Genomic DNA, 9,441 nt, shown 5'->3' on the forward strand with positions numbered 1-9,441 from the left:
AAAAAACAACCGTGGTGGTTCTGCAGTACATATTTATTTTATGATGACTGAATGATGTTTCGAATACCTATCCAAGTATTAGTGATACTATTTTAGATGATAAATTTAATTCTATATTGCACGTTATTTGAAATGAATGTTAGTGATTCGGGTGTTGTTGGTGATCTTTAATATTCATACTACTATATAGATTCTTTATGTTATGAGGCCATGTTATTTATAGATCCTTACACTTTTATTTTTTATTTAAAAAGTTATTGAAGACAATAAGTAAGCAGGTATAGAGTGATCTAGATCGTCAGAAGCTATAATTTAATACGCATTATAGTTGGCTTTTTAAAGGCTGAATTGTAGACTGCGTATCTCAAATCAGCTTACAAGTGTAAGCTAAAAGAATAGAGTACTTATGGCACAACATGATTTCCATATTGTTCACCGTATTCGTCAGCAAATTGCGCGCTTAGGCGACAGTCCTGCTTTACGTCATCAAGTTAATGGTGAGTGGCAAGATATTAGCTGGAATAATTTTGGTGAAAAAATTCAACAATTGGCATTAGCACTACTAAATCAAGGTTTAGCAGTACAAGATAAAGTCGGTATTTTTGCCAATAATATGCCACGTTGGACTATTGCTGACTTTGCTTCGCTATATAATCGCTGTGTTACGGTGCCTATTTATCCAACTAATACACCTCAGCAGTCGGCATATATTATTAATGATGCTAATGTGAAAGTATTATTTGTTGGCGAACAAGCTCAGTTAAATGCTGCTGTTGCTATTGCTGATCAGTGTCCGAATTTAGAACGTATTGTTGCGCTAACAGATGATGTTGAATTACCTCAACATCCATTGGTTTGTCATTACGTTGATTTTTTAAAAACAGCCTCTTCAGAGTATCAGTCAGAGCTTGATGCCCGTTTAGATAACTTGGCTATGGATGATTTATTAACGCTGATCTATACCTCGGGTACCACAGGTACACCTAAAGGGGTAATGCTTGATTATGCTAATATTGCTTCACAAATTATTGCTCATGATGAACGTTTAGCATTAGATGAAGGCGATACATCATTATGTTTCTTACCGTTATCACATGTCTTTGAACGTGCTTGGACATTTTATGTCTTACACCGTGGCGTAATTAATTGTTATCTGTCAGATACCAATAAGCTCAAAGAAGCGTTAGTGACAGTAAAGCCTAATTACATGTCTGCTGTGCCTCGTGTTTATGAAAAAATATATTCAGGTGTTCATGAAAAAGTCGCTCGTGCCCCTTTTCATCGAAAGATGATTTTTACTTGGGCAGTAAATATGGGTGCAAGGATGTCGTTGGCTCGTCAAGAGTGTCGTGAACCTTCATGGTTATTACAGAAAAGCCATAACTTAGCCGATAAAATGGTGCTGTCTAAATTACGTGCTGTATTGGGTGGCAACATTAAGTGTATGCCATGTGGCGGCGCTAAATTAGATGCGGGCATTGGTCGTTTTTTCCATGCTATGGGGATTAACGTAAAGTTAGGCTATGGCATGACAGAAACCACTGCGACGGTATCTTGTTGGGATGATCGCTGTTATAACCCTGATTCAATTGGTATGCCAATGCCAGGTGCTGAAGTTAAAATTGGTAAAGATAATGAAATTTTAGTACGCGGTCCGATGGTTATGCGTGGCTATTACAATATGCCAGAAGAGACAGCGAACAACTTTACTGATGATGGATTTCTTAAAACGGGTGATGCGGGTTATATCGATGAGCAAGGTAATTTGTTTATTACTGATCGTATCAAAGAGTTAATGAAAACATCGGGCGGTAAGTATATTGCACCACAAGTGATTGAAGGTGCGATTGGTAAAGATCATCTAATTGAACAAATTGCGGTTATTGCTGACACCCGTAAATTCGTATCAGCATTGATCGTACCTTGTTTTGAAACACTAGAAGAACATGCGCGTGAACTCAATATTAAATATCAAGATCGCATGGAATTGGTTAAACACAGCCAAATTGTTGAATTAATTGAGAAACGTGTGATTGAGTTACAGAAAGATCTAGCACGTTTTGAGCAAGTGAAAAAATTCACCTTATTACCTAAATCATTCTCAATGGATAAAGGTGAATTAACACCAACGCAAAAATTACGTCGTAAAGTGATTCAAGATCGTTACCATAAAGAGATTGAACATATGTACGAAGAAAGCCATAAAAAAGCGCAACAAAAAGACGACTAATCTATTTTTTGTTTAGATTTAAGAAAGAAGCCTTCAAGGCTTCTTTTTTTTTAGTTGAGCAAAGATGGATATTCTGAATTCGCATCGAATAGTGGTCGTTGGTAGTGCTGAGTTTACTAATATCTATATAAAACATTAACAATTTTAGATCTGATAGATATAAACCGTAAACTTGTCTTTTGCCCTAGCAATGAATGCTGCAAAAGCGTTAAGGTTGTTACAGTTATTCGTGGTTATTATTATAACCATGATAAACATAGCATGAGTATTCATGTTTTTTATTAGGCTAAAAATAAGCCCTAACTATGTTTCACGATCTGGAGACAAAATATGGAAATGTTGTCTGGCGCAGAGATGGTCGTTCGTTCAATGATCGATCAAGGCGTTAAGCATATCTTCGGTTATCCCGGAGGTTCGGTTCTTGATATTTATGACGCTTTACATGAAAAAAGCGATATTGAGCATGTGCTTGTGCGTCATGAGCAAGCCGCTGTGCATATGGCGGATGGTTACGCTAGAGCAACGGGTGATGTTGGTGTTGTTCTTGTTACATCAGGCCCTGGTGCAACAAATGCGATTACGGGTATTGCTACTGCCTATATGGATTCAATCCCACTGGTTGTATTATCAGGCCAAGTAATGAGTAACCTGATTGGTAATGATGCCTTTCAAGAGTGCGATATGGTTGGTATCTCACGCCCCGTCGTAAAGCACAGCTTTTTGGTAACAAAACCGGAAGATATCCCCACTATTATTAAAAAAGCATTTTATATCGCTGCTAGTGGTCGCCCTGGACCTGTTGTGGTTGATATTCCTAAAGATATGCTTAATCCAGCAGAAAACTATCCCTATCAGTATCCAGAATCGATAGCACTGCGTTCTTACAATCCCACTACTCAAGGTCATAAAGGTCAGATTAAGCGGGGGGTCAAAGCCTTATTAGCCGCCAAGCAACCTGTACTGTATGTTGGCGGTGGCGCGGTTATGTCTAATTGCAGCGAACAATTAATAGCATTAGCGGAAAGCTTACATATTCCTGTGGTTAATACATTAATGGGACTTGGTGCTTTTCCGGGAACGCATGAGCAATGTTTGGGGATGCTAGGTATGCATGGTACCTATGAAGCCAATATGACAATGCATAATGCAGATCTTATCTTTGGAATTGGAGTGAGGTTTGATGATCGCACCACCAATAATCTTGAAAAATACTGCCCTAATGCAACCATTATGCACATTGATATTGATCCGTCATCGATATCAAAAACGGTGGCGGTTGATATCCCTATTGTAGGCTCAGCTGATACTGTGCTGACATGTATGCTGAAATTGGTTAATGAGCAAGACGATATTGATAATCAAGCAGCATTACAGCCATGGTGGCAACAAATATCGACATGGCGTCAACGTCAATGCCTACGTTATGACACCACAACGGACCGAATTAAGCCGCAACAAGTGATTGAATCCTTGTATCGTCTTACTGACGGTAATGCTTATGTCACTTCTGATGTCGGTCAGCATCAAATGTTTGCTGCTTTGTATTATCCGTTTGATAAACCTCGGCGTTGGATTAATTCTGGCGGTCTTGGCACCATGGGATTTGGCCTGCCTGCTGCAATGGGGGTTAAATTTGCATTACCGAATGCTGATGTGGTGTGTGTTACTGGCGATGGCAGTATTCAAATGAATATTCAAGAGCTTTCAACAGCATTGCAATACGATATTCCGGTAAAAATCATTAACCTTAATAACCGTTTTCTTGGCATGGTGAAACAATGGCAAGATATGATTTATCAAGGCCGTCATTCCCAATCTTACATGGATTCTGTGCCTGATTTTGCCGCTATCGCTGAAGCTTATGGGCATGTAGGGGTGCGTATTTCTGATCCTAAACAGCTAGATCAGCAATTGGAGCAAGCATTGGCATTGAAAGATAAATTGGTCTTTATCGATATTAGTGTTGATGAAACTGAGCATGTATATCCGATGTTGATCCGTGGTGGTGCAATGAGTGATATGTGGTTAAGTAAAACGGAGCGTACATAATGCGTAGAATTATTTCAGTCTTGCTTGAGAATCAGCCAGGGGCTTTATCGCGGGTAGTAGGGTTATTTTCTCAACGTGGCTACAACATCGAGTCATTAACCGTTGCTCCAACGGATGATCCTACCTTGTCACGGTTAAATATTACCACTCATGTTGAAGACGAAGCCGCGTATGAGCAAATTGAAAAACAATTGCATAAACTCATCGATATTTTAAAGGTCAGTAATGTCACGGCGTCAGATCATATTGAACGGGAATTGATGTTGGTAAAAGTCAAAGCCAGTGGTTTTGCGCGAGCAGAGGTGAAACGTACCGCTGATATTTTTAGAGGTTTAATTGTTGATGTAACCAGTCAGATTTATACGATCCAATTGGTGGGAACTGGCGAAAAATTAGATGCGTTTTTAGCTGCAGTGGGTGAAGCAACAGAGATTATTGAGGTGGCCCGTAGCGGTATTGTCGGATTGGCTCGTGGTGAACGTGCTTTAAAAGCATAATCTTAGAATATGAACAAAGAACCCATGACATAAATGTGGCATGGGTTTTTGCTGTTTAATTGTTACAGTAAAACTAGAGATATGGACTCACTGAACTAACTGCATTTTTTGAGTGGTCATTCATGATCGTTCGTGCCAGTTCAACATCACGATTTAAGACTGCTTTCATTAGCGCTTCATGTTCTCCACCATCATGATAACGATTTTCGCTATCACGAGATTGACTTAGCCAAATATGACGATAACGTTTAAGTTGCTCATAAATATCAAGGTAAAGATCAAGTAATACTGGTGAATTACTGCCCGATAAAATAGCAATATGAAAATCACCATGCCGTTGCTCCCATTCCGAGAGATCAGCATTATCGGAGGTTGGGTTGAGGCGGCTTAATTTATGGTAACTGGTGAGAATATTGAGTTCCCAAGCTTCATCGCCTTGTAAAATTGCTTTTTTTAATAATTCATGTGAAATTAATTGGTGAGCATTAAAAAGATCTGTTAGTTCTTCCACAGAGACAGGCGCTACCCAGCAACCTTTTTGTGGTGCAAATTTAACATACTTTTTCCACGATAATTGGACTAAGGCTTCACGAATAGGTGATGCACCGATTTGATAATGTTCTTTCAAATCGGCAACAACAAGTTTTTGTCCTGGCGTCAATTTACCAAGTAAAATGTCTTGTCGTATGACCTCCATGATTTTATTCGTTTGCGTAGGACTGGACACTGTTTCCCTCTTTGTTGTTATATTTATTCGACACTACCCAAACACAACTTTTGTTAGCCGTTATGAATGTATAAGTGTCCATTGATTAGGAGTATAACTGGCTTTGTTTATTGCTTAAACATTAAAGAGAGTGATAAACAATGATTAAAATGAATTGATGGCTGGAATGTTACTGTTATGAGATATTGGTTATATAATATAAATATATGAATGCTGTTTTATGCCTATTAATTTATAAATAGTAATGATGTCATGACTGATGCGGGGGGAGGTGCGTGTCACATGTAGAGAATGGCAAACAAATAAAAAGGGAGCCGAAGCTCCCTTTTTTAGTGTCTATTTACGAACAATTATAGTACGTGAACAGATGCAGTGTTGGTTGTACCTGAAGCAACTAGTGCGCCAGAAACCATAACAACGATATCGCCTTTAGTACCTAGGCCAGTTTCAAGAGCTAACTCTTTACCGCGTAGGTAGAATGCATCAGTACTGTCGATTGCATCAACAATAACAGGTGTAACACCTTTAGAAAGACATAGTTGAGCAGCTGTCTTAGTATTTGTTGTTACAGCAAGGATACGTGCTGTTGGGAAGTACTTACGGATTGAACGAGCAGATTTACCTGCTTCAGTTGCAACGATGATTAGCGGAGCGTTTAGTTTCTCTGCTGTGTCAACTGCGCCTTTACATACCGCTTCAGTGATACGTAGGCGTGGGCTATCTAGACGTGAACCTAGCTCAGCTTTAAGTACTTTATCTGTACGTGCACAGATTTGCGCCATGATAGTCACAGCTTCGATTGGGTATTTACCCTTAGCTGATTCACCAGAAAGCATTACTGCATCAGTACCATCCATGATTGCGTTAGCAACGTCACCCGCTTCTGCGCGTGTTGGACGTGGATTCTTGATCATTGAATCAAGCATTTGTGTTGCAGTGATAACGACTTTACGAGCGCGGTTACACTTCTCGATCATCATCTTTTGAGCAAAGATAACTTCTTCAACTGGAATCTCAACACCAAGGTCACCACGAGCAACCATGATACCGTCAGATGCTTCAAGAATAGCGTCAAAGTTATCAACACCTTCTTGGTTTTCGATCTTAGAGATGATTTGAATATCAGCGCCGCCGTTTGCTTCTAGTAGAGCACGGATTTCTAGTACGTCTTCAGCTTTACGGATGAAAGATGCAGCAACGAAATCAACGCCTTGCTCACAACCAAATTTAAGATCAGCTTTATCTTTTTCAGCAAGAGCTGGAAGCTTTACAGAAACGCCAGGAAGGTTAACACCTTTGTTTTCGCCTAGGTCACCGCTGTTAAGTACTTTACACTTAACTTCAGTTTCTGTTGTTTCCAACACTTCCATTTCAATTAGACCGTCGTCTACAAGGATAATGTTGCCTTTTACTAGATCTTTAGCAAAACCAGGGTAAGTCACAGCCACACGGTCTTGATTACCGACTACAGATGTATCTGTTGTGAAAGTGAAATCTTGACCAGCTACTAGAGTGAAGTCATTACCACCTTCTAGTTTGATTGTACGAATCTCAGGACCTTTAGTATCTAGCAAGATTGCTAGTTCTTTGCCTGTGTTAGCCATAACTTCACGTAGGTTAGTGATACGCTGACCGTGCTCTTCGAAGTCACCGTGTGAGAAGTTAAGACGCATTACGTTCATACCAGCGTTCGCTAGTTTAGTAAGCATTTCTACAGATTCAGTTTTTGGTCCAATCGTACATACGATCTTGGTCTTTTTCATTGAGGATACTCTCCGGACGAACTTTTAACCCAAGGGAAAATTAACATTAATCATGATCAGAGCATCAACATGCTGCTAGGTGCCGATAATGAGTAATGAATAAATAAAAAACGCTTTAAATATTACTTTAAAAAAGCGTTAGTGCGCTTTTGTAAAGCTCATCTCTAGGTGATCTTAAGTGGCATTAAATATATTGTTATTATTAAACAAGTAGATAAATGCCTCTATAACATTGATTGCAGCCCTAATATTCAAGCGCAGGATTATAGCAGATATTCCACCATTTGGCACCCTGAGATATAGCTGTTCATTGTCAATATCACGCGTGAGATAAAAATGATGATTATGTGGGAAAATAAAAATAAAGCTTTGCTATTTATCAAGTGTCAGTGTGTTTTATGATTTTTTTAGTGGTGTGGTTACATTGGAAGAGGAAGAAAATATTTATGGGGCTAGAACGAAAAAAGCTGAAGTTAAAATACTTCAGCTTTTTCGAATTTGGTGGCCCCTCCCAGACTTGAACTGGGGACCAAGCGATTATGAGTCGCCTGCTCTAACCACTGAGCTAAGGGGCCATATGCGGAAAATTATAGGGGATGGGATCGTACTTGTCTAGTGATTAATGCTATAAAATCGTTTGTTTTTTCAACAGTTAGATGTGTTTTATGGACTTATTCACAATTCAATATTGCTATGACCGATAATAAAAAAGCGAGCTCGAGGCTCGCTTTTTTTTCGATAATGTTATCGAGTTTACTTATTCATCAAGGAAACTACGAAGTACGTCTGAACGGCTTGGATGACGTAATTTACGTAATGCTTTCGCTTCAATCTGACGAATACGCTCACGAGTAACATCAAATTGCTTACCCACTTCTTCTAGCGTGTGGTCGGTATTCATATCGATACCAAAACGCATACGAAGTACTTTTGCTTCACGTGGCGTTAGCCCAGCAAGTACGTCGTTAGTTGCCGCGCGTAAGTTAGTTGCAGTTGCAGCATCCATTGGAAGTTGAAGTGTTGTATCTTCAATAAAATCGCCTAGGTGTGAATCTTCATCATCACCGATAGGGGTTTCCATTGAGATTGGTTCTTTAGCAATTTTCAGTACTTTGCGGATTTTGTCTTCCGGCATTTGCATGCGTTCAGCCAATTCCTCTGGTAATGGCTCACGACCCATTTCTTGAAGCATCTGGCGTGAGATACGATTCAATTTATTAATGGTTTCAATCATATGCACAGGAATACGAATAGTACGTGCCTGGTCAGCGATTGAGCGAGTGATTGCCTGACGGATCCACCATGTTGCGTACGTTGAGAATTTGTAACCACGACGGTATTCAAATTTATCAACCGCTTTCATTAGGCCGATGTTACCTTCTTGGATCAGATCCAAGAATTGTAGACCACGGTTGGTGTATTTTTTAGCGATAGAGATTACAAGACGTAAGTTTGCTTCAACCATCTCTTTTTTCGCACGGCGCGCTTTTGCTTCACCGATTGACATGCGACGGCTGATGTCTTTGATTCGCTCAATAGATAGACCCGTTTCTTGCTCAAGAATGCGCAGCTTTAACGTTGAACGACGAAGATCTTCTTCATAGTTCTTTAAACGTTCAGCATATGGTTTGCCTGAGTTTAGTGCGGTATCAATCCAATCGCTGTTTGATTCATTGCCTGCAAATAAGCTAATGAATGTTTTCTTTGGCATTTTGCTGTTATCAACACACATACGCATGATAAGACGCTCGTTAGTGCGAACTTTATCCATTGAGTCACGTAGTGAGCTAACTAGACGATCAAATTGCTTTGGAATTAGACGGAATTGCTTGAAGATTTCTGACAACTCTTCAACGGCAACTTCAGTTGTTGCGTGTTGACGACCATTAGTATTAATAGCTAAGGCCATTTTTTCATAGGATTGGCGAAGCTCTAAGAACTTTTCACGTGCCAATTCTGGGTCGATGCTGCCATCGTCTTCTTCTTCGTCTTCACTATCGTTGTCATCGTCGTCATCGTCTTCAAGATCTTTATCTTCATCTTCAAGATCGGTTTCGCTTAGCTCTGAGCCAATGTGTGTTGCTGTTGGTGCTGCAGTAGCTTCTTCGTTTGGATCAACAAAGCCTGAAATGATATCAGTTAGACGAAGTTCATCGGCTTCAACTTTGTCAAACT

6 protein-coding genes and 1 tRNA gene are annotated in these 9,441 nt (G+C 39.7%); 3 read left to right on the forward strand and 4 right to left on the reverse strand.

Annotation, left to right across the window (positions count from 1 at the left end):
* Positions 1–406 precede the first annotated feature (406 nt).
* The 3 genes from Q0V26_RS11285 to ilvN all read left to right on the forward strand — a co-directional run bounded on the left by Q0V26_RS11285 (position 407) and on the right by ilvN (position 4,776).
* On the forward strand, positions 407–2,230 hold the full coding sequence (locus Q0V26_RS11285; RefSeq protein ID WP_297481768.1) for a long-chain fatty acid--CoA ligase: 1,824 nt from the start codon (positions 407–409) through the stop codon (positions 2,228–2,230).
* Between the two features lie 330 nt (positions 2,231–2,560).
* Positions 2,561–4,279, forward strand: coding sequence for an acetolactate synthase 3 large subunit (locus Q0V26_RS11290; protein ID WP_297481769.1), 1,719 nt, complete (start codon positions 2,561–2,563; stop codon positions 4,277–4,279).
* Positions 4,279–4,776 carry an acetolactate synthase small subunit gene (ilvN, locus tag Q0V26_RS11295; RefSeq protein ID WP_297481770.1) on the forward strand — a complete coding sequence of 166 codons (498 nt, stop codon included), beginning with the start codon at positions 4,279–4,281 and terminating at the stop codon, positions 4,774–4,776. The genes Q0V26_RS11290 and ilvN overlap by 1 nt, the downstream gene beginning before the upstream one ends.
* 73 nt (positions 4,777–4,849) lie before the next feature.
* Here the strand turns inward: ilvN and Q0V26_RS11300 are convergent, their stop codons facing one another.
* The 4 genes from Q0V26_RS11300 to rpoD all read right to left on the reverse strand — a co-directional run.
* Complete coding sequence (locus tag Q0V26_RS11300) at positions 4,850–5,473, reverse strand: FCD domain-containing protein (RefSeq protein WP_297481771.1); 624 nt, start codon at positions 5,471–5,473, stop codon at positions 4,850–4,852.
* A gap of 380 nt (positions 5,474–5,853) precedes the next feature.
* A complete protein-coding gene (pykF, locus tag Q0V26_RS11305; protein ID WP_297481772.1) occupies positions 5,854–7,266 on the reverse strand; it encodes a pyruvate kinase PykF in 1,413 nt (470 codons plus the stop codon).
* Positions 7,267–7,765: 499 nt separating this feature from the next.
* Positions 7,766–7,841, reverse strand: a tRNA-Ile gene (locus Q0V26_RS11310).
* Between the two features lie 182 nt (positions 7,842–8,023).
* On the reverse strand, positions 8,024–9,441 hold a 1,418-nt coding region (gene rpoD, locus Q0V26_RS11315), incomplete at its 5' end, for an RNA polymerase sigma factor RpoD (RefSeq protein ID WP_297481773.1).

The organism is uncultured Photobacterium sp. (genome assembly GCF_947039875.1).
Taxonomy (GTDB): domain Bacteria; phylum Pseudomonadota; class Gammaproteobacteria; order Enterobacterales; family Vibrionaceae; genus Photobacterium.

Bases quoted from the DNA above. Each gene is read 5' to 3' on its own strand.
- Q0V26_RS11300 (WP_297481771.1), bottom strand. From the start codon at position 5,473: ATGGAGGTCATACGACAAGACATTTTACTTGGTAAATTGACGCCAGGA.
- pykF (WP_297481772.1), bottom strand. From the start codon at position 7,266: ATGAAAAAGACCAAGATCGTATGTACGATTGGACCAAAAACTGAATCT.
- Q0V26_RS11290 (WP_297481769.1), top strand. From the start codon at position 2,561: ATGGAAATGTTGTCTGGCGCAGAGATGGTCGTTCGTTCAATGATCGAT.
- Q0V26_RS11285 (WP_297481768.1), top strand. From the start codon at position 407: ATGGCACAACATGATTTCCATATTGTTCACCGTATTCGTCAGCAAATT.
- ilvN (WP_297481770.1), top strand. From the start codon at position 4,279: ATGCGTAGAATTATTTCAGTCTTGCTTGAGAATCAGCCAGGGGCTTTA.